The sequence below is a fragment of the Xenorhabdus doucetiae genome (assembly GCF_000968195.1).
Lineage (GTDB): Bacteria > Pseudomonadota > Gammaproteobacteria > Enterobacterales > Enterobacteriaceae > Xenorhabdus > Xenorhabdus doucetiae.
In genome coordinates this window covers 2730320-2754277 of record NZ_FO704550.1, presented here as the reverse complement: position 1 = coordinate 2754277, position 23958 = coordinate 2730320, and the positions used below count along the sequence as shown (strand labels likewise).

General features: G+C 47.6%; 20 protein-coding genes. 16 read left to right on the top strand and 4 right to left on the bottom strand.

Annotated features, from left to right (window positions below; all coding sequences use genetic code 11):
• The first annotated feature begins 397 nt into the window (after positions 1 to 397).
• From hexA to XDD1_RS11905, 16 genes are all read left to right on the top strand, one after another.
• Positions 398 to 1390, top strand: coding sequence for a transcriptional regulator HexA (gene hexA, locus XDD1_RS11980; RefSeq protein ID WP_045971453.1), 993 nt, complete (start codon positions 398 to 400; stop codon positions 1388 to 1390).
• A 726-nt stretch (positions 1391 to 2116) separates the two neighbouring features.
• A complete protein-coding gene (locus XDD1_RS11975; RefSeq protein WP_045971452.1) occupies positions 2117 to 2578 on the top strand; it encodes an NADH-quinone oxidoreductase subunit A in 462 nt (153 codons plus the stop codon).
• A 15-nt stretch (positions 2579 to 2593) separates the two neighbouring features.
• Positions 2594 to 3268, top strand: a complete 675-nt coding sequence (locus XDD1_RS11970) for a NuoB/complex I 20 kDa subunit family protein (protein WP_045971450.1) — start codon at positions 2594 to 2596, stop codon at positions 3266 to 3268.
• Between the two features lie 77 nt (positions 3269 to 3345).
• Positions 3346 to 5145: an NADH-quinone oxidoreductase subunit C/D gene (nuoC, locus tag XDD1_RS11965; RefSeq protein ID WP_197540990.1), complete on the top strand. Its 1800-nt coding sequence runs from the start codon at positions 3346 to 3348 to the stop codon at positions 5143 to 5145.
• Between the two features lie 2 nt (positions 5146 to 5147).
• Positions 5148 to 5693, top strand: coding sequence for an NADH-quinone oxidoreductase subunit NuoE (gene nuoE / locus XDD1_RS11960; protein ID WP_045971447.1), 546 nt, complete (start codon positions 5148 to 5150; stop codon positions 5691 to 5693).
• Positions 5690 to 7069, top strand: coding sequence for an NADH-quinone oxidoreductase subunit NuoF (gene nuoF, locus XDD1_RS11955; protein ID WP_045971444.1), 1380 nt, complete (start codon positions 5690 to 5692; stop codon positions 7067 to 7069). Before nuoE ends, nuoF begins: the two co-directional genes overlap by 4 nt.
• Before the next feature lie 60 nt (positions 7070 to 7129).
• Positions 7130 to 9853 carry an NADH-quinone oxidoreductase subunit NuoG gene (gene nuoG, locus XDD1_RS11950; RefSeq protein ID WP_148885990.1) on the top strand — a complete coding sequence of 908 codons (2724 nt, stop codon included), beginning with the start codon at positions 7130 to 7132 and terminating at the stop codon, positions 9851 to 9853.
• Entirely contained in the window at positions 9853 to 10830 is a 978-nt protein-coding gene (gene nuoH, locus XDD1_RS11945) for an NADH-quinone oxidoreductase subunit NuoH (RefSeq protein ID WP_045971440.1), read from the top strand. Before nuoG ends, nuoH begins: the two co-directional genes overlap by 1 nt.
• A 15-nt stretch (positions 10831 to 10845) precedes the next feature.
• Positions 10846 to 11388, top strand: coding sequence for an NADH-quinone oxidoreductase subunit NuoI (gene nuoI / locus XDD1_RS11940; protein WP_045958195.1), 543 nt, complete (start codon positions 10846 to 10848; stop codon positions 11386 to 11388).
• A gap of 12 nt (positions 11389 to 11400) precedes the next feature.
• Positions 11401 to 11931, top strand: a complete 531-nt coding sequence (gene nuoJ / locus XDD1_RS11935) for an NADH-quinone oxidoreductase subunit J (protein ID WP_045971438.1) — start codon at positions 11401 to 11403, stop codon at positions 11929 to 11931.
• On the top strand, positions 11931 to 12233 hold the full coding sequence (gene nuoK, locus XDD1_RS11930; protein WP_045971435.1) for an NADH-quinone oxidoreductase subunit NuoK: 303 nt from the start codon (positions 11931 to 11933) through the stop codon (positions 12231 to 12233). The genes nuoJ and nuoK overlap by 1 nt, the downstream gene beginning before the upstream one ends.
• Positions 12230 to 14074, top strand: coding sequence for an NADH-quinone oxidoreductase subunit L (gene nuoL / locus XDD1_RS11925; RefSeq protein WP_045971433.1), 1845 nt, complete (start codon positions 12230 to 12232; stop codon positions 14072 to 14074). The genes nuoK and nuoL overlap by 4 nt, the downstream gene beginning before the upstream one ends.
• Before the next feature lie 19 nt (positions 14075 to 14093).
• Complete coding sequence (gene nuoM, locus XDD1_RS11920; RefSeq protein ID WP_045971431.1) at positions 14094 to 15614, top strand: NADH-quinone oxidoreductase subunit M; 1521 nt, start codon at positions 14094 to 14096, stop codon at positions 15612 to 15614.
• Positions 15615 to 15620: 6 nt separating this feature from the next.
• A complete protein-coding gene (gene nuoN / locus XDD1_RS11915) occupies positions 15621 to 17078 on the top strand; it encodes an NADH-quinone oxidoreductase subunit NuoN (RefSeq protein WP_045971429.1) in 1458 nt (485 codons plus the stop codon).
• Between the two features lie 322 nt (positions 17079 to 17400).
• The gene (betT, locus tag XDD1_RS11910) at positions 17401 to 19395 is read left to right on the top strand and encodes a choline BCCT transporter BetT (protein ID WP_045971427.1); all 1995 of its coding nucleotides are present in this window, start codon (positions 17401 to 17403) and stop codon (positions 19393 to 19395) included.
• Positions 19396 to 19598: 203 nt separating this feature from the next.
• Positions 19599 to 20063, top strand: coding sequence for a hypothetical protein (locus XDD1_RS11905; RefSeq protein WP_045971425.1), 465 nt, complete (start codon positions 19599 to 19601; stop codon positions 20061 to 20063).
• Between the two features lie 204 nt (positions 20064 to 20267).
• Here the strand turns inward: XDD1_RS11905 and XDD1_RS11900 are convergent, their stop codons facing one another.
• The 4 genes from XDD1_RS11900 to XDD1_RS11885 all read right to left on the bottom strand — a co-directional run bounded on the left by XDD1_RS11900 (position 20268) and on the right by XDD1_RS11885 (position 23938).
• Complete coding sequence (locus XDD1_RS11900) at positions 20268 to 21242, bottom strand: EAL domain-containing protein (RefSeq protein ID WP_231854401.1); 975 nt, start codon at positions 21240 to 21242, stop codon at positions 20268 to 20270.
• Between the two features lie 316 nt (positions 21243 to 21558).
• Complete coding sequence (locus XDD1_RS11895) at positions 21559 to 22044, bottom strand: OmpA family protein (RefSeq protein ID WP_045971421.1); 486 nt, start codon at positions 22042 to 22044, stop codon at positions 21559 to 21561.
• Positions 22041 to 23303, bottom strand: a complete 1263-nt coding sequence (locus tag XDD1_RS11890) for a diguanylate cyclase domain-containing protein (protein WP_045971419.1) — start codon at positions 23301 to 23303, stop codon at positions 22041 to 22043. Before XDD1_RS11890 ends, XDD1_RS11895 begins: the two co-directional genes overlap by 4 nt.
• Before the next feature lie 5 nt (positions 23304 to 23308).
• The gene (locus XDD1_RS11885; RefSeq protein WP_231854400.1) at positions 23309 to 23938 is read right to left on the bottom strand and encodes a YfiR family protein; all 630 of its coding nucleotides are present in this window, start codon (positions 23936 to 23938) and stop codon (positions 23309 to 23311) included.
• Positions 23939 to 23958 lie beyond the last annotated feature (20 nt).

The window sequence follows — 23958 nt, the reverse complement described above, 5'->3', positions numbered from 1 at the left end:
TTTTTTGAATGTTTACCCATGACATTTTCGGGCCTTTTCAATGAAAACGCTAATTCATTAAAAATACTAATATTATTTAGTGGTGTTAAGCGTTCCTAATTCAGATTATGTTATTCTTTGAAGCAAGTCAGAAAAAGGGTATTTGTACTGGAAATTGGTGGTTATGTGATGTAAATAGGGTTTTATCTCTATTTTATTTTGGGATTGCATAAATTTTGTTAAGAAAGGAGAAAATAAAACCCATGATGATCTAAATAGTAAAAAAAATGCAGTAAACCTTTGCCCTACTTAATAGAGTAGAGTAATGTCACAATCGGTATTATTTTATTTGATACTGCTGAAGTAAAAACACCAGGTTAGTTAGTAATTAAAATCAAAAAAAAGTGATGAATAAACAATGATAAATGCAAATCGTCAGATAATAAACCTCGATCTCGATCTGCTAAGAACTTTTGTTGCCGTTGCTGACTTAAATACTTTTGCAGCAGCAGCAGCAGCTGTTTCTAGAACGCAGTCAGCTGTGAGTCAGCAAATGCAGCGGTTGGAACATCTCGTGGGGAGAGAGCTATTTGCTCGCCACGGCCGCAATAAACTTCTGACCGAGCATGGGCTTCAACTTCTTGGTTACGCACGCCAGATCCTTCGTGCCAATGACGATGCAACCGCATCATTAACCTACAATGATGCAGACGGTGAATTAAGAATAGGTGTGTCAGATGACGCTGTTGATACACTGCTTCCTTTCTTGCTGAACCGTATTGCCTCTGTCTATCCACGTGTGGCCGTTGATGTACGTATTAAGCGTGCTCAGTTTATCGAAAGCATGCTGGATAACCATGAGATCGACTTGGCATTAACCACAGCAAAAATTAACCACCATCCTAAAACGGTTTTACGTTCCTCGCCTGTTTTATGGCACTGTGCACCTGATTTCCAATTGCAGACGAATGAACCTGTACCGTTGGTTGTGATGGATGAAACCAACCCTTTCCGCCAGATAGCCTTGGATACGCTGGATATGGCAGGCATCTCATGGCGTATTGCGTATGAAGCGGCTTCCCTCTCCGCCGTTCGCGCGGCTGTCAATGCAGAAGTCGGTATTACCGCTCGCCCGCTGGAAATGCATAATGCAGACCTGAGAATTTTAGGTGAAATTGAAGGCTTACCACGCCTGCCGGAAATCCAATTCTTCTTATATCGCAATAGTAACGAACAGAATGAATCTGTTCTGACCGTTTTCGATGCCATTGAAAATAAGAAAACACCTTATACCGTAACGGCTGTTGAATCTGATGAATCCGACGAAATGGATGAATCTATTGCCACCATTGAACCTGTCAAATCAACTGAAACAGTTGATGAAAATTCCGTTGAAAATATAGACGAATAAGTATTATGTGTTTTATAGGCTAATATTTCCATTTTATTTGTGGAGATATTAGCCTGTTGCTAATTTCCTATTAGCGAATTTTCTATTAATAGTCCTCCCAAGTTTTCATTTCCATTTCTGATATTTCTAATAAGAAATATACCCTACTAATTTTCCTATCCCTTTCGAATTTTGGTTAAAAGAATGTTGCTGTGTTAACAAATTTCATTTTTCTAACTTGATAAAATAAAACCGTTTTTAGAAATAGCTCGCTTATCACACTTTATTAGTTCTTTTTAGAAACAATTTATTAATGGTTGAATAAATTGCATTCAAGTGTTGAATATTTTTCAATGAAACTGTGCACTTGATCATAAAAATACCCCCGACAACGCAGTGGAAAGACAGGTTTTTCCTGCGATAATGGTGTAGTAAAGTCGAGTTATCGGTTAGACTAGTTATGTCAGGAAGATGTTTTTTTATACGACTGACACGTTTTAGCGTTATACTAGCACAATCTGTTAATTAATGGTTTGTGGCTTGTAAATAAATAGGTGAGTGCATTTGCCGTGATGGCAAATTATTGTTGAGAGGAATAAAAACCAAGACGATTCAAGCTATTAAGATATATTGATTAGCATTGTTTCAGATTTGGTTGTTATCCCTTCCCATGAATCGATGTGGTGCAACACTGCCGGCAAAAAGAGCAGACACCTTGACACCACTTTTGATGAGTAAGCAACGAGTATGTCTACATCCACTGGAATTCTAGCCCATCACTGGGCATTTGCGGTTTTTCTAATAGGTGCTCTTGGTTTGTGTGCGCTCATGTTACTGGGCGGGTACTTCATGGGCGGCAGAGCAAAAGCCAGAGCAAAACATGTCCCTTATGAATCAGGTATCGATTCTGTCGGCAGTGCACGTTTGCGTTTGTCGGCGAAGTTTTATCTGGTTGCCATGTTCTTTGTTATCTTCGATGTTGAAGTCCTTTACTTATATGCATGGGCCGTCTCAATCAAAGAGAGCGGTTGGCTAGGCTTTGCCGAAGCAAGCATTTTCATTTTGGTGTTATTGGCAGGTTTGATTTATCTGGCGCGCATTGGGGCGTTGGATTGGACACCCGCGCGTTCAAAACGTCAGGTCAGTAAACCGAGTGCTGACACGTATATCAACACTGGCACTTATACCAACAACAGTCACATGCAGTAATAGCGAGGCATAAAGATGGATTATACGCTCACCCGCATCGATCCGAATGGTGAGAATGACCGTTATCCCCTGCAAAAACAGGAAACTGTCAGCGATCCCTTAGAGCAACACGTTCACCGTAGTGTCTATATGGGAAAATTGGAACATGCTCTGCATGATATGGTGAATTGGGGAAGAAAAAACTCCCTGTGGCCCTATAACTTCGGGCTTTCGTGTTGCTACGTGGAGATGGTGACGTCATTTACCGCGGTTCACGATGTTGCACGCTTTGGTGCAGAAGTCTTGCGGGCCTCTCCCCGTCAGGCTGATTTCATGGTGATTTCCGGAACCTGTTTCGTCAAGATGGCACCCGTCATTCAGCGTCTGTACGACCAAATGTTGGAACCGAAGTGGGTCATTTCAATGGGTGCCTGCGCCAATTCCGGTGGCATGTACGACATTTACTCCGTCGTCCAAGGGGTCGATAAGTTCATCCCTGTCGATGTTTATATTCCTGGCTGTCCGCCTCGCCCGGAAGCCTATATGCAGGCACTGCTGCTGTTGCAGGAGTCCATAGGCAAAGAACGACGCCCACTGTCATGGGTCGTTGGCGATCAAGGGGTTTACCGCGCCAATATGCAATCAGAAAGAGAACGGAAGCGCGGTGAACGTATTGCAGTGAAAAATCTGCGCACGCCAGACGAAATTTAAGGCTTTTAGCCATATAGCGTAACCATAGAGCAATGTGTTGCGATCACAAAAACCCTGATCAAGCGTTGTGGTGAAGAATGATGACAGATCAGATAGCGCAAGAAAGCGCCCGGCCGGCTTGGGCAACGCGGGATCATCTTGATGATCCGGTGGTGAGCGAGCTTAATCGTCAATTTGGCCCGGATGCCTTTACCCTCCAGCCGACCCGGACAGGTATGCCTGTTGTTTGGGTCAAGCGGAGACAGTTACTGGAAGTAATAACCTTCCTGAAAAAATTGCCCAAACCTTATGTCATGCTGTTTGACTTGCATGGTGTCGATGAGCGTCAGCGCTCTCACCGGTCAGGTCTGCCTGCGGCTGACTTTTCGGTGTTTTATCACCTGATTTCCATTGAGCGAAACCGTGACATCATGCTGAAAGTCGCGCTCGCTGAACAAGACCTGAATATCCCCACTATCACGTCAATTTTCCCGAATGCCAATTGGTATGAGCGTGAAACATGGGAAATGTTTGGCATTACCTTTAACGGCCACCCGAATTTGCGCCGTATCTTGATGCCGCCGACATGGGAAGGGCATCCGTTGCGTAAGGAATACGCTGCGCGCGCCACGGAATTTGATCCTTTTGTACTGACTAAGCAGAAAGAAGATCTGGAAATGGAAGCCTTGACTTTCAAACCCGAAGAGTGGGGCATGAAGCGCAGTACTGACAATGAAGACTTCATGTTCCTTAACCTCGGTCCAAACCATCCTTCTGCCCACGGCGCATTCCGCATAATCCTGCAACTTGACGGCGAAGAAATCGTCGATTGTGTTCCCGATATTGGTTATCACCATCGTGGTGCCGAAAAGATGGGGGAACGTCAGTCATGGCATAGCTATATCCCTTATACCGACCGCATCGAGTATCTGGGGGGATGTGTTAACGAAATGCCTTATGTGCTGGCGGTTGAGAAACTGGCGGGCATTGAGGTGCCGGATCGGGTGAAAACCATTCGTGTCATGCTGTCCGAACTGTTCCGCATCAATAGCCACCTGCTTTATATCAGTACCTTCATCCAAGACGTGGGGGCGATGACCCCGGTTTTCTTTGCCTTCACTGACCGCCAGAAAGTTTACGATATTGTTGAGGCGATTACCGGCTTCCGTATGCATCCGGCTTGGTTCCGGATCGGTGGGGTGGCTCATGACCTGCCACGGGGTTGGGACAAGCTTCTGCGTGAATTGCTGGACTGGCTACCGAAACGTTTGAATTCTTACGTCAAGGCGGCGCTGAAAAACAGTGTGCTGAAAGGGCGTTCTGTTGGCGTGGCGTCTTACAATGCGAAACAGGCGTTGGACTGGGGCGTTACCGGTGCGGGGCTGCGTGCAACCGGCATTAGCTTTGACGTGCGTAAATGGCGCCCTTATTCCGGCTATGAAAATTTCGATTTCGAAGTGCCAACCGGTTACAACGGTGATTGCTATGACCGGGTCATGCTGAAAGTGGAAGAAATCCGCCAGAGTCTGCGCATCCTTGAGCAGTGCCTGAAAAATATGCCAGAAGGCCCATTCAAGGCGGATCATCCGCTGACCACGCCGCCGCCGAGGGAGCGGACTTTGCAGCACATCGAGACCATGATTAACCACTTCCTGCAAGTGTCATGGGGGCCGGTCATGCCAGCCAATGAATCATTCCAGATGATCGAAGCAACGAAAGGTATCAACAGTTATTACCTGACCAGTGATGGTAGCACCATGAGCTACCGTACCCGCATTCGTACACCCAGTTTTGCCCACTTGCAGCAAATTCCAGCGGTGATACGCGGCAGTCTGGTTTCTGACCTGATCGTCTATCTGGGCAGTATCGATTTTGTTATGTCTGATGTGGATCGCTAACGATGCAAAGTGAATTTAACGCAAACAAGCAAGCACGCCTTGATGTGGTTAACGTAACGGACGCTCAGGCACCGGATCAGTTTGTATTGAGTGCTGACGAACGTAATGCCATTGAGCAGGAAAAACACCACTACGAAGATCCGCGTGCGGCGTCAATCGAAGCACTGAAAATTGTGCAAAAGCAGCGTGGTTGGGTGCCTGATGGGGCGATTTATGCCATTGCTGAGGTCTTGGGCATCCCGGCCAGTGACGTGGAAGGGGTGGCGACGTTTTACAGCCAGATTTACCGACAACCCGTCGGGCGTCACATTATCCGTTATTGTGACAGTGTGGTATGCCACATCACGGGCTATCAGGGCGTTCAGTCAGCGATAGAGTCGCACCTGAACATTCGTCCGGGGCAAACCACGGCAGACGGGCGTTTCACCCTGTTGCCGACCTGCTGTCTGGGTAATTGTGACAAGGGGCCAACCATGATGATTGATGAAGACACTCACAGTTACGTGAAGCCCGAAGAAATTGAAAAATTACTGGAGCAATATCCATGACAACGCATTCAGGAGTGAAAGACATTATCCGCACAGCGGAAAATCATCCCCTGACATGGCGGTTGCGTGCTGACCAACAACCTGTCTGGCTGGATGAATACCGCGACAAGAATGGTTACAAAGGTGCCGAAAAAGCACTGAAGGGCATGGCGCCTGATGAAATTACCGCGCTGGTTAAAGATGCCGGCTTAAAAGGCCGTGGCGGCGCAGGCTTCTCAACCGGCCTGAAATGGAGCCTGATGCCAAAAGATGAAAGCATGAATATCCGCTACTTGCTGTGTAATGCGGATGAGATGGAGCCGGGCACGTACAAAGACCGCTTACTGATGGAGCAACTGCCTCATCTGTTGGTGGAGGGCATGTTGATCAGTGCCTTTGCCCTGAAAGCCTACCGTGGCTACATCTTCCTGCGTGGTGAATATATCGAGGCGGCGGTTCATTTACGTAAGGCCATCGAAGAAGCCAAAGCCGCCGGGTTGCTTGGCAAGAATATTTTGGGCAGTGGTTTTGATTTTGAACTGTTTGTGCATACCGGCGCGGGTCGTTATATCTGTGGTGAAGAAACCGCGTTGATTAACTCCCTTGAAGGGCGTCGGGCCAATCCACGTTCAAAACCGCCCTTTCCTGCGTCTGCCGGCGTATGGGGCAAACCAACCTGTGTCAACAATGTCGAAACGTTGTGCAACGTGCCTGCCATTCTTGAACATGGGAAAGCGTGGTATATCGGTTTGAGTGAGGGCAAAAGTAACGATGCCGGCACCAAACTGATGGGCTTTTCTGGCCGGGTCAAAAATCCGGGCGTTTGGGAACTGCCGTTTGGCACAACCGCCCGTGAAATTCTGGAAGATTACGCCGGGGGAATGCGTGATGGCCTGAAATTCAAGGCCTGGCAACCCGGCGGGGCAGGCACCGATTTCCTGACCGCAGACCATTTGGATCTGCCGATGGATTTTGAGCATATTGCCAAAGCGGGCAGCCGTTTGGGAACGGCGCTGGCAATGGCGGTGGATCATGAGATCAATATGGTTTCCCTGACCCGCAATCTTGAAGAATTCTTTGCCCGCGAATCTTGTGGCTGGTGCACACCGTGCCGTGATGGTTTGCCGTGGAGCGTCAAAATCCTCCGCGCCATTGAGAGTGGCAAAGGCCAGCCGGGTGACATCGAAACCTTGGAACAACTCTGTCGTTTCCTTGGCCCCGGCAAGACGTTCTGCGCCCATGCGCCGGGTGCCGTGGAGCCTTTGCAGAGCGCCATCAAATACTTCCGTGAAGAATTTGAAGCGGGCATTGTCACCAAAGACCATTCTTTCAACGACTACGGCAATACCAGCCTGATTGCGGGTATTCAGCCCAATTTGCTTAAGCAGCGTTGGTAAGGTTGGTTTTCATTTTTGATTAACGCCTGCCACGGCAGGCCATTGGGAAGCATGCTGACTATGGCTACGATACATGTAGACGGCAAAGAATATGATGTAAACGGGGCTGATAACCTGTTACAAGCCTGCCTCTCATTGGGGCTTGATATACCTTATTTTTGCTGGCATCCAGCGCTGGGAAGCGTTGGCGCTTGCCGCCAGTGTGCGGTGAAGCAATATCAAAACGCGGAAGATACGCGCGGTCGTCTGGTGATGTCTTGTATGACACCGGCGTCAGATGGCACGTATATTTCCATTGATGATGATGAAGCGAAACAGTTCCGTGCAAGTGTTGTGGAGTGGTTAATGACCAACCATCCCCACGATTGCCCTGTTTGTGAAGAGGGGGGCAACTGCCATTTGCAGGATATGACGGTCATGACCGGGCATTCATTCCGAAAATACCGTTTTACCAAACGCACTCACAAAAATCAGGAACTGGGGCCATTCGTTGCTCATGAAATGAACCGCTGCATCGCCTGTTACCGTTGTGTCCGCTACTACAAAGATTACGCGGATGGGACGGATTTTGGCGTTTATGGCGCTCATGACAACGTCTATTTTGGCCGCCCTGAGAGTGGCACACTGGAAAGTGAATTTTCCGGTAACCTCGTTGAAATTTGCCCAACCGGAGTATTTACCGACAAAACCCATTCAGAACGCTATAACCGTAAATGGGATATGCAGTTTGCGCCAAGTATCTGCCAACAGTGCAGCATTGGCTGTAACACCAGTCCCGGTGAACGTTACGGTGAATTGCGCCGGATAGAAAACCGTTACAACGGCACCGTCAACCACTACTTTATGTGTGACCGCGGGCGTTTCGGTTATGGCTATGTCAACCGTGACGACCGGCCTCGCCAGCCACAACAACTGCGTGGCGATCAATGGATTTCATTGAATGCTGAACAGGTTATGCAGGGGGGCGCCGATATTTTGCGTCAGGCAAAAAATGCCATTGGTATTGGTTCACCGCGTGCCAGCATTGAAAGTAACTTTGCCTTGCGTGAATTGGTAGGGGCGGAAAACTTCTACAGCGGCATTTCAGCGGAAGAACAACATCGTCTTGATACGATGCTGGAAATTCTCCAGCAAGGCGGCGTTTATACCCCATCGCTGCGTGAAATTGAAGATTACGATGCGGTGTTTGTGCTGGGGGAAGACCTCACGCAAACGGCGGCGCGCATGGCATTATCGGTGCGTCAGGCCGTGAAGGGGAAAGCGCGTGAAATGGCTGCTGCCCAGAAAGTGGCAGACTGGCAAATTGCGGCGGTGATGAATATCGGCCAACATGCCAAGTACCCTCTCTTCCTGACCAGCGTCGATGATACCCGGCTGGATGATGTTGCCGCATGGAACTACCGCGCCCCGGTTGATGATCAGGCTCGCTTGGGTTTCGCCGTGGCACATGCCCTGAACAGTATTGCTCCTGCCGTTAATGATTTGCCGGATGAACTGAAATCGAAGGTGGAAATCATTGCACAAGCATTACGTGAGGCGAAAAAGCCCTTGATTATCAGTGGCAGCAATTCAGGCAGCGATGCCTTGATTCAGGCCGCTGCCAATATCGCATGGGCATTGAAAGATAAAGGCTCGGAGGTTGGCCTCTCCTATGTTGCTGCGTATGCCAACAGCATCGGGCTGGCGATGATGGAAGCGCAGCCACTGGATGCGGCTTTACAACGTATCGCTAAAGGCCATTCAGATACCGCCATCGTGATGGAAAATGATCTCTATCGCCATGCCCCGGCGGATAAAATTGATCGCGCACTGGATAGCCTGAAAAACCTGATTGTCGTGGATCATCAGCGCACCGCCATCATGGACAAGGCGCATCTGATTCTGTCAGCCTCCAGCTTTGCGGAAAGCGATGGTACGCTGGTGAATCAGGAAGGTCGTGCCCAACGCTATTTTCAGGTTTACGAACCGGCATTCTATGACAAGTCCATTGTGATGTTAGAAAGCTGGCGCTGGATGCACTCACTGTATACCACCTATACCCAGTGCCAGACCGACTGGACGCAGCTTGATCATGTGATTGCCGCTTGTGTCAAAGCCATGCCGCAATTCAAAGGCATCGTCAATGCGGCACCGGATGCGGCATTCCGTATTCGCGGGCAAAAATTGGCGCGTTCTCCCCATCGTTACAGTGGCCGTACTGCGATGCTGGCTGATGTCAGTGTGCATGAGCAGCGCCAGCCACAGGATATCGATACCGCATTTGCTTTCTCAATGGAAGGGAACAACAGCCCCTATGCACCCCGTCAGCAAATCCCCTTTGCATGGGCACCGGGCTGGAACTCACCCCAGGCGTGGAATAAATTTCAGGCGGAAGTCGGTGGTAAATTACGTTTCGGTGATCCGGGTGTTCGTTTGATTGAAGCGGTTGATGGCGGGTTGAACTATTTTGACGCTATTCCGGCCGCATTCACTGCGCAAAACGATCAATGGCATATTGCGCCTTATTTCCATTTGTTCGGCAGTGAAGAACTGTCGCAGCGTTCTGAGGTCATGCAGGCGCGTATGTCTGAGCCGTATGTGATGATCAATTATAAAGATGCGGCGCATTTGAAGGTGAAAGAAGGTGCGGTGATGGCATTGGATTGTGAAGGGCAGCAACTGCGCTTAACTGTACGCTTGAGTGGCAATCTTGCTCAAGGGCAAGTCGGCTTGCCGTTGGGAATGCCGGGGATACCGCCGGTTCTGGCGGGCAAATCAGTCCATAACTTACGGGAGGTTGCATAATGAGTTGGTTTACTCCCGAAGTCATTGAAATCCTGATTGCGGTACTGAAAGCTGCTGTCATTCTGTTGGTCGTGGTGGTTTGCGGGGCTTTCATGAGTTTCTTTGAACGCCGCATCCTTGGCCTGTTCCAGAACCGTTATGGGCCAAACCGCGTAGGTTGGGGCGGTTCATTGCAGCTTGTTGCAGACATGATCAAAATGTTCTTTAAGGAAGACTGGGCACCGCGCTTTTCCGACCGCGCCATTTTCACCTTGGCGCCTGTCATTGCTTTCAGCTCAATGTTGCTGGCTTTTGCTATTGTGCCGGTAAGCCCAACATGGATGGCCGCAGACCTGAACATTGGCATCTTGTTCTTCATGATGATGGCGGGCTTGGCGGTTTATTCCGTGCTGTTTGCGGGTTGGGCGAGTAACAACAAATATGCCTTGCTGGGTGCGATGCGTGCATCAGCACAGACATTGAGTTATGAAGTCTTCCTTGGTCTGTCCATGATGGGCGTTGTCGCCCAAGCCGGCTCCTTTAACATGGTGGATATCGTCAACTCACAGCAATATGTGTGGAATATCATCCCTCAATTCTTTGGCTTCCTGACTTTTGCCATTGCGGGGGTTGCGGTATGTCACCGCCACCCCTTCGACCAACCGGAAGCAGAACAAGAGTTGGCCGACGGTTATCACATTGAATATTCCGGCATGAAATTCGGTCTGTTCTTTGTGGGCGAGTATATCGCCATCGTGACGGTATCCGCTTTAATCGTCACACTGTTCTTTGGTGGCTGGAATGGGCCTCTCTTGCCTCCCTTCGTCTGGTTTGCGCTGAAAACGGCATTTTTCATGATGATGTTTATCTTGATCCGCGCCGCCTTGCCGCGTCCTCGTTATGACCAGGTGATGTCATTTGGCTGGAAAGTCTGTCTGCCGTTAACGTTACTTAATATGCTGGCGACTGCCGCCGTGATTTTATACAACGCTCAATAAAGGGGTGATTGAACCATGACATTAAAAGAGTTAGTGGTCGGTTTCGCCACCCAGGTACGCAGTATTTGGATGATAGGGCTTCATGCCTTCCATAAACGCGAAACAAAAATGTATCCGGAAGAGCCGGTTTATCTGCCACCCCGTTACCGTGGGCGCATCGTGCTGACGCGTGATCCTGACGGTGAAGAGCGTTGTGTTGCGTGTAACTTGTGTGCAGCGGTCTGCCCGGTGGGATGTATCTCACTGCAAAAAGCCGAGCATAAAGATGGTCGCTGGTATCCTGAATTCTTCCGCGTCAACTTCTCGCGTTGCATTTTCTGCGGCCTGTGTGAAGAAGCGTGCCCGACTACCGCGATTCAGTTGACGCCGGATTTTGAACTGGGGGAATTCAAGCGTCAGGATCTGGTGTACGAAAAAGAAGATCTGCTGATTTCAGGGCCGGGTAAATATCCTGACTATAACTTTTACCGTAAGACAGGTATGGCGATTGACGGCAAAGATAAAGGTGAAGCCGACAATGAAGCCAAGCCTATCGACGTTAAAAGCCTGTTGCCATAAGGAGCGATATTCATGGAATTTACATTTTATGTCGCAGGGCTGGTCGCTGTTCTCGCCACACTCAGGGTTATCACCCATACCAATCCGGTGCATGCCCTGTTGTATCTGATTATTTCCTTGTTGGCACTGTCCATCGTCTTTTTTTCGATGGGGGCTTATTTTGCCGGTGCCTTGGAGATCATCGTTTACGCGGGCGCGATTATGGTGTTGTTCGTCTTCGTCGTGATGATGCTGAATTTAGGCAAATCCGTGGTCGAACAAGAGCGGCTATGGCTACAACCCAGGGCTTGGATTGGTCCGTCAATCCTGTCTATCGTGCTGTTGATTGTGCTGGTTTATGCCATCAGTACGCTGCCATCCGCCGAAATCAGTGGTGAAGTGGTCAGCGCCAAAGAAGTGGGTATTAGCTTGTTTGGCCCTTATGTATTGGCCGTCGAGCTGGCCTCTTTGCTGCTGCTGGCAGGGTTGGTCGTGGCTTACCACATTGGCCGTGAAAATCGGCAAGGGGAAGTGATCAGCAATCGTGCGGAGGACCAACAATAATGATAGCGTTACACCACGGCCTCATTCTGGCGGCTATTCTGTTTATATTGGGCTTCACTTGCCTGATTATCCGCCGCAATCTGTTATTCATGCTGATCGGGCTGGAAATTATGATCAATGCCTCAGCGCTGGCATTTGTCGTTGCCGGCAGCTATTGGCTCCAGCCTGATGGTCAGGTGATGTACATTCTGGCCATTACTCTGGCAGCCGCCGAGGCGAGCATCGGTTTGGCACTGTTACTACAGTTGCACCGTCGTCGCCAAAACCTGAATATTGATACAGTCAGTGAGATGCGCGGATGAACTTACTCTATTTAACTATTCTGCTGCCATTGCTGGGATTTTTGCTGCTGGCATTTTCCCGTGGCCGCTGGTCTGAAAATGTGTCAGCCACCATTGGAAGTGGTTCTGTTGGGTTGGCCGCGCTGGTCACATTCTGGGTAGCGATGGATTTTCTTGCCCAGAATGGGGCAGGGGGGCTGGTTTACAGCCAAACATTGTGGAACTGGATGGCAGTGGATAATTTCAGCATCCCCGTTAATCTGGTGCTGGATGGCTTGTCACTGACGATGCTCAGTGTGGTGACCGGCGTTGGTTTCCTGATCCACATCTATGCGTCTTGGTATATGCGCGGTGAAGAGGGATATTCCCGTTTCTTCGCTTATACCAACCTGTTTATCGCCAGCATGGTGGTATTGGTGCTGGCAGATAACATCCTGCTGATGTACCTCGGTTGGGAAGGCGTAGGGCTATGCAGTTACCTGTTGATCGGCTTCTATTACAAAACCCCGGCGAATGGTGCGGCAGCAATGAAAGCCTTCATTGTGACCCGTGTGGGTGACGTATTCCTTGCCATTGGCATGTTTATCCTTTACGACCAGCTTGGTACGTTGAGTTTCCGCGAACTGGCGGTATTGGCACCACAACATATTGAAGTCGGTTCCAGCGCGATCACGTGGGCGACCTTGATGATTCTGGGCGGCGCCGTCGGGAAATCAGCCCAGTTACCATTGCAAACCTGGCTGGCGGATGCGATGGCAGGTCCGACACCGGTTTCTGCGCTGATCCACGCCGCAACCATGGTGACCGCAGGGGTTTATCTGATCGCCCGCAGCCATGCCTTGTTCCTGATGGCACCGGATATTCTGCACTTGGTCGGCATTATTGGTGCGGTCACCTTGCTATTGGCGGGTTTCGCCGCGCTGGTACAGACCGATATCAAGCGCGTGTTGGCCTATTCCACCATGAGCCAGATTGGTTACATGTTTCTGGCCTTGGGCGTGCAAGCGTGGGATGCCGCTATTTTCCACCTCATGACCCATGCGTTCTTTAAGGCGTTACTGTTCCTGGCTTCTGGTTCGGTGATTCTGGCCTGCCACCATGAGCAAAACATCTTCAAAATGGGCGGCTTGAGCAAGCGTATCCCCTTTGTTTATCTCTGCTTCTTGGTGGGTGGTTCGGCATTGTCAGCCCTGCCATTACTGACCGCAGGTTTCTACAGTAAAGATGAAATTCTGTGGGGTGCACTGGCAAATGGTCATATGAACCTGATGCTGGCGGGGCTTACCGGGGCATTGATGACATCCCTGTATACCTTCCGCATGATCTTTATCGTGTTCCACGGTGAAGAAAATACCCATGCCCATCCGGTCAAGGGCATTACCCATACCTTGCCACTGTCAATTTTGCTGGTGCTGTCCACCTTTGTGGGTGCTCTGATTGTGCCGCCATTGGCGGGCGTGCTGCCGGAAAGCCATGCCGGGCATGATGGTAAAGTGACACTGGAAATAATTTCTGGTGTGGTTGCCGTTGTCGGTATTTTACTGGCGGCAGCGCTGTATCTTGGCAAACGCAGTGTGGTCAACGCGACGGCAAACAGTGCACCGGGGCGCTTCTTCTCCACATGGTGGTTCCATGCTTGGGGGTTCGATGCAGTGTATGACTGGGTATTCGTGAAACCCTTCAAAGGCATCACCGGCTTGCTGCAAAGTGATCCTTTGAACTCACTGATGAACATTCCGGCCATATTGTCGCGTTGGGGCAATAAAGGGCTTCGTTGGAGTGAGAACGGACAAGTCCGTTGGTACGCTACCTCTATGGGGTTGGGTGCAGTGCTGGTTTTAGCTCTGCTGCTTTTGGTTTAATTAAGGGACACATTGCGCCATGCTACTACCTTGGCTAATTCTTCTGCCCTTCATCGGAGGCCTGCTGTGTTGGCAGGCGGAGCGCTTCGGCACCCGTATGCCGCGTTGGATAGCGCTTCTGGCGATGGGTCTGACGCTGTTACTCTCCTTGCACCTGTGGTTGCAGGGCGGTTATACACTCACCAACCCACAGGGCATTCCACAGTGGCAATCAGAATTCTTGCTGCCGTGGATCCCCCGTTTTGGCATCAGCATTCATCTGGCACTGGATGGTCTGTCCTTGCTGATGGTGGTGCTGACGGCACTGCTGGGCTTGATGGCAATCCTCTGTTCGTGGAATGAAAACCAACCATACCAAGGGTTCTTCCACCTGAACTTGTTGTGGATACTGGGCGGTGTGATGGGGGTCTTCCTTGCCATCGACCTGTTCCTGTTCTTCTTCTTCTGGGAAGTGATGCTGGTGCCGATGTACTTCCTGATTGCCCTGTGGGGACACAGAGGCTCGGAAGGGAAAACCCGTATCACGGCGGCAACGAAATTCTTCATCTATACCCAAGCCAGTGGTCTGGTGATGTTGATTTCGATTCTGGCGCTGGCCTTCATTCATCATGATGCCACGGGAGAATGGTCATTCAACTATGAAAAATTGTTGAATACACCGATGTCATACACCATTCAATACCTGCTGATGCTGGGCTTCTTCATTGCATTCGCCGTGAAAATGCCGGTTGTTCCCCTGCACGGTTGGTTGCCGGATGCCCATAGTCAGGCACCAACCGCAGGTTCGGTTGACCTCGCGGGGATCTTGCTGAAAACCGCGGCATATGGCTTGCTCCGTTTTAGCTTGCCACTGTTTCCAGAAGCGTCTGCGAATTTTGCCCCGATTGCCATGTGGCTGGGGGTTATCGGCATTTTCTACGGTGCATGGATGGCGTTCAGCCAGACGGACATCAAACGCCTGATTGCCTATACCAGTGTTTCCCATATGGGTTTCGTGCTGATCGCCATCTATACCGGTAGCCAACTGGCTTATCAGGGCGCGGTGATCCAGATGATTGCACACGGTCTGTCAGCCGCAGGGCTGTTCATTCTGTGTGGTCAATTATATGAACGCCTGCACACGCGTGATATGCGTCAAATGGGCGGCTTGTGGGGAAGAATTCAACTCTTGCCGGCGATCTCCCTGTTTTTCGCGGTAGCCACATTAGGGATGCCGGGAACCGGTAACTTTGTGGGTGAATTTATGATCCTGTTCGGCAGCTTTAGCCAATTTACCCTGATTACGACGGTATCCGTGTTCGGTTTGGTTTTTGCCTCCGTTTATGCCCTGTACTTGATGCAGAAAGCCTATTACGGTACGCCAAAAACGGATAAGCCATTACAGCGGATGGATGTGCGTGAAATCTCCATTTTGCTGCTGTTGGTCGTCTTATTGGTGATTTTGGGCGTTTACCCACAGCCAATTCTTGATACCTCAGCCGCAGCAATGGGTAACATCCAGCATTGGTATTCAGCTTCACTTTTAACTACAAGGCCGTAATTCGCCATGACAATAACTTCTGAACAATTGATCGCACTGTTGCCGCTATTGATCGTCGGATTGACGGTGGTGGTTGTGATGCTGTCCATTGCGTGGCGACGCGATCATTTCACTAATGTCACCTTGACGGTAATTGGTTTAAACCTGGCGCTGTTCTCTCTCTATTTTGTCGGGCAGCAGGAACCAATGGATGTCACGCCACTGATCCATGTCGATCGTTTTGCCATGTTCTATACGGCCCTTGTGCTGATTGCGAGCCTTGCAACAACGACCTTTGCCTATTCATGGCTGGAAAATTATCCCGATAATAAAGAAGAGTTTTACCTGTTGGTGATGATCGCGGCAGTTGGGGGAATTCTGCTCTCTTCTGCCAACCACATGGCATCACTGTTTATCGGGATTGAATTGATCACTTTGCCGCTGTTTGGTTTAGTGGGCTATGCGTATCGCCAGAAACGTTCGCTGGAAGCGGGCATCAAATATATGCTGTTGTCCGCGGCCGCCTCTTCATTCCTGCTATTTGGTATTGCGCTGCTGTATGCAGAATCCGGTGACTTGTCTTTCGCATCACTGGGCAAGAGCCTGAGCGACAGTCAACTGCATGAACCGTTGGTTCTGGCGGGCTTGGGGATGATGATCGTGGGACTGGGCTTTAAACTTTCCCTTGTGCCTTTCCAACTGTGGACGCCGGATGTTTACCAAGGCGCGCCGGCACCGGTATCGACCTTTCTGGCAACGGCAAGTAAAGTAGCTATCTTCGCGGTGGTCATGCGCTTATTTATTGCAGCGCCGGTCACCGAAAGCGAAACTTTACGTATTGTGCTAACGGTGATTGCCATTGCCTCTATCCTGTTTGGTAACTTGCTGGCATTGACACAAAGCAATATCAAACGGCTGCTGGGTTACTCATCCATTGCCCATTTGGGATATCTGTTGGTGGTCTTGGTTGCCATCAAAGATCATACGCTGGCAGAAGAGACGGCAGGTATTTATCTGGTTGGTTATTTGCTTGCCAGCATCGGGGCATTTGGTGTGGTCAGCCTGATGTCCAGCCCATACCGAGGGCCGGATGCGGATTCACTGTTCTCATATCGCGGCCTGTTCTGGCATAAACCGATTCTGTCAGCGGTGATGACCATCATGATGTTGTCACTGGCGGGAATACCCTTAACCTTTGGCTTTATTGGTAAATTCTATGTCATCGCGACAGGTGTTGAAGCCAGATTATGGTGGTTAACGGGTGCCGTTGTTGTCGGTAGTGCCATCGGCCTTTACTACTACCTGCGGGTGATGGTGAGCCTGTACCTGCCGGCACCGAAAGCACTGAACCGTGATACACCGCGCAATTGGGCATTTACTTCCGGTGGGATTGTTGTGTTGCTTACGGGGTTACTGGTGTTGATCCTTGGTGTCTGGCCGCAACCGCTGATTGATATTGTTCAACTGGCAAAAAGCGGTTTGTAAAATAACCATCTAAATAGACTCTTTTAAAGACTCAACCATGATTGGCTGGGTCTTTTTTTTATTATTATGTTGTTTATTGACCCCCCATAAACGTCAAGTCACCGCCCGCAAGACGAAAGCGGCATCCCTCTGTAAGTTCGGTTGTTGTTATTTTTATGTTAAGGTTCCTCATGATGTGGACGGCGTGAGTGATAAGCACAAAACGTCTTCAGGGTATATAACCCTTTATTTGGGTTGTATGTAATGTGATTAAATCTCTATGAAATATCACTTATTGGAGTAAATAGAAGATAGCGTTGTACACTAATTTTAAAGGATAATTATGAGTCAAGATAATACTGGTCAGGCAAAGACTAAAACTTACATTAACCCACCAGTTTTTTTCTTCTCGGCGTTTTTAGTCATTGCATTGGTGACATTCGCTGGTTTGAAACCCGAACTTGCCGACCGATGGTTTAAGGCTTTACAGCAGGATATTTTTGTTAATGCCAGTTGGTTTTATATCCTCGCGGTTGCTTTAATTCTACTTTCGGTCACCTATCTGGGCTTGTCCAGATACGGCAATATAAAACTGGGCCCCGACCATGCTGAACCCGATTTCAGTTATTTTTCCTGGTTTGCCATGCTCTTTTCTGCGGGGATGGGGATCGGGCTGATGTTTTTTGGTGTGGCTGAGCCTGTCATGCACTATTTATCCCCGCCGGTGGGCACGCCTGAAAGCATTGCGGCTGCCAAACAAGCAATGAAATTAACTTTCTTCCATTGGGGGCTGCACGCTTGGGCAATTTATGCCATTGTCGCTTTGATTCTGGCATTTTTTAGTTATCGACATGGGTTGCCGTTAACCTTGCGCTCTGCGTTGTATCCGATTATTGGCCATAAAATTTATGGGTCAATTGGTCATGCCGTGGATATATTCGCTGTCATTGGTACTGTATTCGGCGTTGCCACCTCGTTGGGGTATGGCATCCTTCAGGTGAATGCGGGTCTTAACCATCTGTTTGGTTTGCCGATCAATGGCACCGTACAGGTGATATTGATTGTTACTATTACTGCACTGGCTACCCTTTCCGTTGTCTCCGGTCTGGATAAAGGCATCCGCATTCTATCTGAATTAAATTTGGGGCTGGCATTCTTATTGTTGGTTCTGGTTGTGGTTTTAGGGCCAACCGTGCTCTTGCTGAAATCTTTTGTGGAAAACACCGGCGGCTACCTTTCGGAAATTGTTAGCAAAACCTTTAATCTTTATGCCTACGAACCCAAATCCAGCCACTGGCTGGGAGGATGGACATTGCTGTATTGGGGATGGTGGTTATCATGGTCTCCTTTCGTTGGTATGTTTATCGCCAGGGTTTCCCGCGGCCGGACAATCAGAGAATTTGTGGCCGGCGTCTTGTTCGTACCGAGTGGTTTTACCCTGATGTGGATGACCGCATTCGGTAATAGCGCCATTGACATGATTGCCAATAACAAGGCGGGAGAACTGGCAGACATCGTGCAGTCGGATGTCTCTCTGGCGTTATTTAACTTCCTGGAACATTTTCCATTTCCTGCTGTGCTTTCATTTATCGCGATGATCATGGTCATCATGTTTTTTGTCACTTCAGCGGATTCGGGCGCAATGGTGGTTGATACATTGGCTTCTGGTGGTGCTCACCATACCCCGGTTTGGCAGCGGATTTTCTGGGCAGGGCTGATGGGCGTGGTTGCCATATCATTATTGGTTGCCGGAGGCTTGTCTGCCTTGCAGACCGTCACGATTGCCAGTGCACTTCCTTTCTCTGTCGTCCTATTGATCGCTATTTATGGCTTGTTTAAGGCGCTACGGGTTGATGCCTACAAGAAAGACAGCCAGCAAATGACGACAATCGCGCCTCCTGCCAGCCGTAATCCGATACCGTGGCAGCGGAGATTGCGGAATATCGTCTATTATCCCAAGCGTTCGCAGGTGAAGCGTTTTATGCACGAAATCATCCAACTGGCAATGGAAATGGTGGCTGATGAGCTGGAGAAACAAAATAAAAGAATTGTGATCAACGATGAGATGGATGACCGCATTCATCTGGAAGTGGATTTTGGTGACAACTTAAATTTTGTCTACGAAGTTCGCTTAAGGGGTTATATACAGCCGACATTTGCTCTTGCTGGTTTAGATGATGATGATAAAAATGAGGAGCAAAAATATTATCGTGCCGAAGTTTATCTTAAAGAAGGTGGGCAGGATTACGATCTGATGGGCTGGACTCAAGAACAGATCATCCACGATATTTTGGATCAATACGAAAAGCACATTCACTTTTTGCATTTAGTTCGTTAACAAAAAGACAATCCCCAGACTGACAATCTGGGGATTGTTGTTCTTAAGATGCTGAATACAGCTTTAGAATTCTGATGACGTTGGGACAGTGAATTCTATCGGCTTAAATAAGCCCAAAAGTGCCTTTAAACAAGGTGGAAGGATTGAATAAATTTATGTACTGTTAATCAACATGAAAACCGCAAAGGGAAAAGGAAAATAGTATGGAAAACTATAAAAATTACACGATGGATAAAGCTGATTTGATCTTGCATCCTATTATTGGTGGGGAATTGATATTACTGAACTACGTTGGGTTTGCACAAGAAAGTCGATTTGAGTTTTTAAGGAAAATAGAAGGCCGGAATAGAATGAGTGATGCTGAAATATTGGCATTTATCAATTTCAAGCAATATCTTTCTAACGATATTTTTATCATTAACGAAGATTCTTATATCAAAGATAAAGTTTATTTAATGGACGCGAACCATATCGATGATTTTGTCGAAGGTTATTTCAAACTGAATGCCAGTTGTTTTTTTGATGGCAATACATTTTTTATCTCTCCTTTAGATAAGGTTTTGATTGAGTTTCAACATAACGGTTATGTATTTTTACATAAATTACCCATATTATTGAATGAATATGGTAAGTCGAAAATATCACATAGAACAATATGTTATATTTAATTTTTTATGGAATTTTTATAAATTAGCCAGGCGTTATGGTGTCCCGTACAGTGAGCCAACCACGATTGCTGAGGTACTGAAATGGACAGAGCGAAAAATATTAGGGGGCGTTTTTTGCCAAATCCAAATATAGTTAACATTACCAATATTTCAGATTTGGCGGTTTTTAAATCTTCTTAATTGTTTTTGCAGGGGAAAATTTTATCATAACCATTTTTTGACAAATTCTTCCAACGGCATTGGACGGTCGAAGTAATATCCCTGCAAATAATCAACTGAATACTTCTTTAACTGATTGATTTGAACTTGGTTTTCAACCCCTTCTGCCACAATTTCCAGATGTAATCGCAAAGCAAGATCAACGATATTTTCCACAATATGTTTTGAAGTCCTATCGGTATTCATTTTGCTGACAAAGTTATGTCCAATTTTTATTAAGTTAACATTAAGTTTTTGTAAATAATTGTAATTGGAATAACCTGTGCCGAAATCGTCCAGAGCGATTAGTACACCTAATTTATTCAACTTATTGAATAAACTCATTGTATGATCGTCTGGCGCCAATAATTCCCGTTCGGTAATTTCCAAAATCAGTTTGACAGAACCTTCAGGAAATGATTCCAGGAAATTTTGGCAATCATCAACTAATTGAATGTCTTTATAATGTTTTGCACTGATATTGAAATTAAAATGGAAATGGGCGGGTAATTGATGGGCAATCGGCGCAAAGTAGTCTCGCACTTGGGTGATCAGATGATGCGTTAAGGGAATAATTAAATCTGATTTTTCAATTTGGGCGATAAATTTATTGGGTGCCAATAACCCATGAGCCGGATGTTGCCAGCGAACAAGAATTTCACACCCCATGATTTCATTATTTTTGCCACCAATAATGGGCTGTATGTAAGGAATAAATTGCTTGTTTTTAATCGCTTTTTTCAGGTGATATTCTGGGAGCGTGATGGTTTTGGTGTATTGATAAAAAAACACCGCAGAGATGAGAGTAAGCAGAGACAGTAAAATAAATACAGATGCTAATTCCACATCTGGCTGGATATTGTCCTGATAATTGGAAAATAATCTCCAGAATATAAATCCTGTGCCGACAATGAGGGTGATGAATAACATCACAAATAGCCGATACAGGGATCGGGATGATTTCAGATTCAGCCTCATCATTTCTCCTTTTTGATAAAGCCCATTACTTAACAGTAGACTTGTTATCTAAATATGCAAAGTTTCATTAACTTCTTGATTACAAAAAATGTTGTTCTTTTTTTGAGAAAACAATCTCAGCTATGTTACAGGAAGAATTTAGCGACGGGAAATAGCGATATGACTATACGGCAAGATTCGGGTCAAAAAATTTCGTAATTAGTGGCGATGATCAAAATAACGAAATATTTTTGCCCTCCGTGGCAAAAATATTATTTGATATATATCAATATATTAAGATTAACTGTAATAAATAGCGTTGTATTAGAGCCCTTTTTGATTATGGTGAGGTTATCACAATGGCAACACGGCGGTTTTCCGCCCGGCCTTTTGAGCTTCGGTTATCGGCGATGGGTTGGCTTGGCCCTAATCCACGGGTTGTCAGATTAGCGCGCTGTATACCTCCCTGTGCCAGTGCCTCCGCAACGGTGTTGGCGCGTTTTAACGATAATTGATTGTTGTAACTCACTTCTCCGTAGTTGTCAGTATGACCATCAAGGCGTGCATGATGGATACCCACTTTGGATAAAATAGTGGCGAGTTCTTTTAACTTGGCTTGACCTTCAGGACGCAAGTGAAATTGGTTATTACCAAATAACACTTTTTCTGACATGCCAAATAACCATCCCTCATCGGTTTGTTGAAATCCTTGTTGTTTAAGTGCGGCGATCTGGGCGGCGGTCAACGCCCCTTTGTTCTGGCAGGCACTGAGAAAAAGTGCGCCAATAAATACCCAGATAAATACACAATAACGGTTTTTGCTCATAGAGGGTTCCTTGATAGATAGTTTAGTTTTGTTGTTTCAGCGGAATACCAGCCACCACCTCGTTGTTTAATGTGATACATCGCTGCGTCCGCTTCAGAGAGCAGTTGCTCCGCCGTTAGCTCACCGTTGGATAAGGCAATGCCAATGCTGAGTGTGATACGCAGATGTTGTCCGTTAGGCAGGAGAATGGGAGTGTCCATCGCATGGATGATATTTTTTGCAATGCGCTCTGCATCTTCGAGATTGGCAGAGGGTAACAGGATAGCGAATTCATCCCCGCCAAGTCGGGCAACGGTATCGGTTTTTCTCACTTTCCGTTTTAACGTGGCGGCTATCGTAACAAGAACGTGATCACCGGCGGCATGTCCATAAACATCATTGACGTATTTCAGCCTGTTACCGTCAATAAACAATATCGCGGCACTTTCACGCATGAATTTATCGTTCATCACGGTTGAAAGAACACGCTCAAACGTTGCCCGGTTTGGTAAACCGGTGAGGGAATCATGTTGCGCTTGCCAGGTTAATGCGGCTTTTTCGGTTTGCAGGTGATGTTGCCACTCTTCCAGTTCTTCCAGCAGGTGATTGAAAACCTGGCTTAACTTGTGCAATTCAGCGATATGGGCAGAAGGCACACGCCGTGAAAATGTCCGTTGTTGCCGCACATCATGGGCGACGACGGTAATGTTTTGCAATGCCCTGACAATGCCATCGTGCATACGTAATGAGAGGTAAAGTGAAATCACGGCGCTGAACAACAGGCAGGCAAACAATACCAGCAGAGACTGATAAATAAATTTGATGATATGGTCGCTGTTGCCAATTAACCAGACTGAGCCGACCTTTTGCTGGTGGTGGTAAATCGGCAGGGTAATGGGTTCAGGAAGCAGCCAGTGCTCGACCCATTTTTTAACATTGCCGGTACGAGTTCCTTGATTGGCCTGCCAGCAGGCCAATACCTGTTGTTTGGCATCAAAAATCTTAGCTTCGGTAAAACTATTGTGAACCGCAATCATTTCCAATATTTCGTTTGCTGCGGTTTTATCCTGAAAAACGACGGCGGCCTGTGCTGTGTGGGCAATGGTCGTGGAGATCAGCTTTAAATTATTTTCGGCATACTTCTGCATGGCAAACAGCGCCAGCAGGGATAAAAACAAGCCGACGACGGATAATATGATAAACGTAATAATCAGATGGATACGGTGAAAAGCCTGACGTAACGTAGGGCGTGAAGGCATCAGTGAATAACGTTTTTTCATACAGATTATTCCACCTTGCGAGCCAGTTGCAGCACATTCGGATGTACGCGCACGCCGCTGCGCGTCAGAATATCAAGATTAAGGCTAAATGTTGCCTGAGTGCTGTTAATGTTGAGGCAAAATGCGCTGCCAATTTCACAGTTCTGATTATTTTCAGCAATGGTAAGCAGTGGCTTATCATTTTTCAGGCTAATCACTTGGTGTTGCAGTTGTGGATCGACTTGACCGTAGTAGATGACATCACATCTTTCTATGAGTTGTTCTACGTTGAAATTCAGCGTTTCTATTTGCAGTTCTGTTTGGTCAGAAATCATATCAATCTGGGTTAAGGCGCTAATGTAATTGGATGGGGGAACCAGACATAAATGCAGGGCAGCAGGTGCAATAGGCCAGTGGGTATAACTGATAATGCCAGAAACGACCCGCGCCACATTCTCATTGAGCATGCGTTTTTCATTGGTATCAGGCATCGCTGTTACTGCTGAATTACCTATCACAGTGATTACGCATAAGGTCATCAGTACCTGTAGAAATAATCTGGCAATATAATGTCTAAAAACGGTACGCTTACAAAGATGATGAATCCGTTCAATCACTTTCATAACGAGTTCCGGTATTTGCTTTTCGTCCAGCATTTGCCTTTCATAGCGTGTTA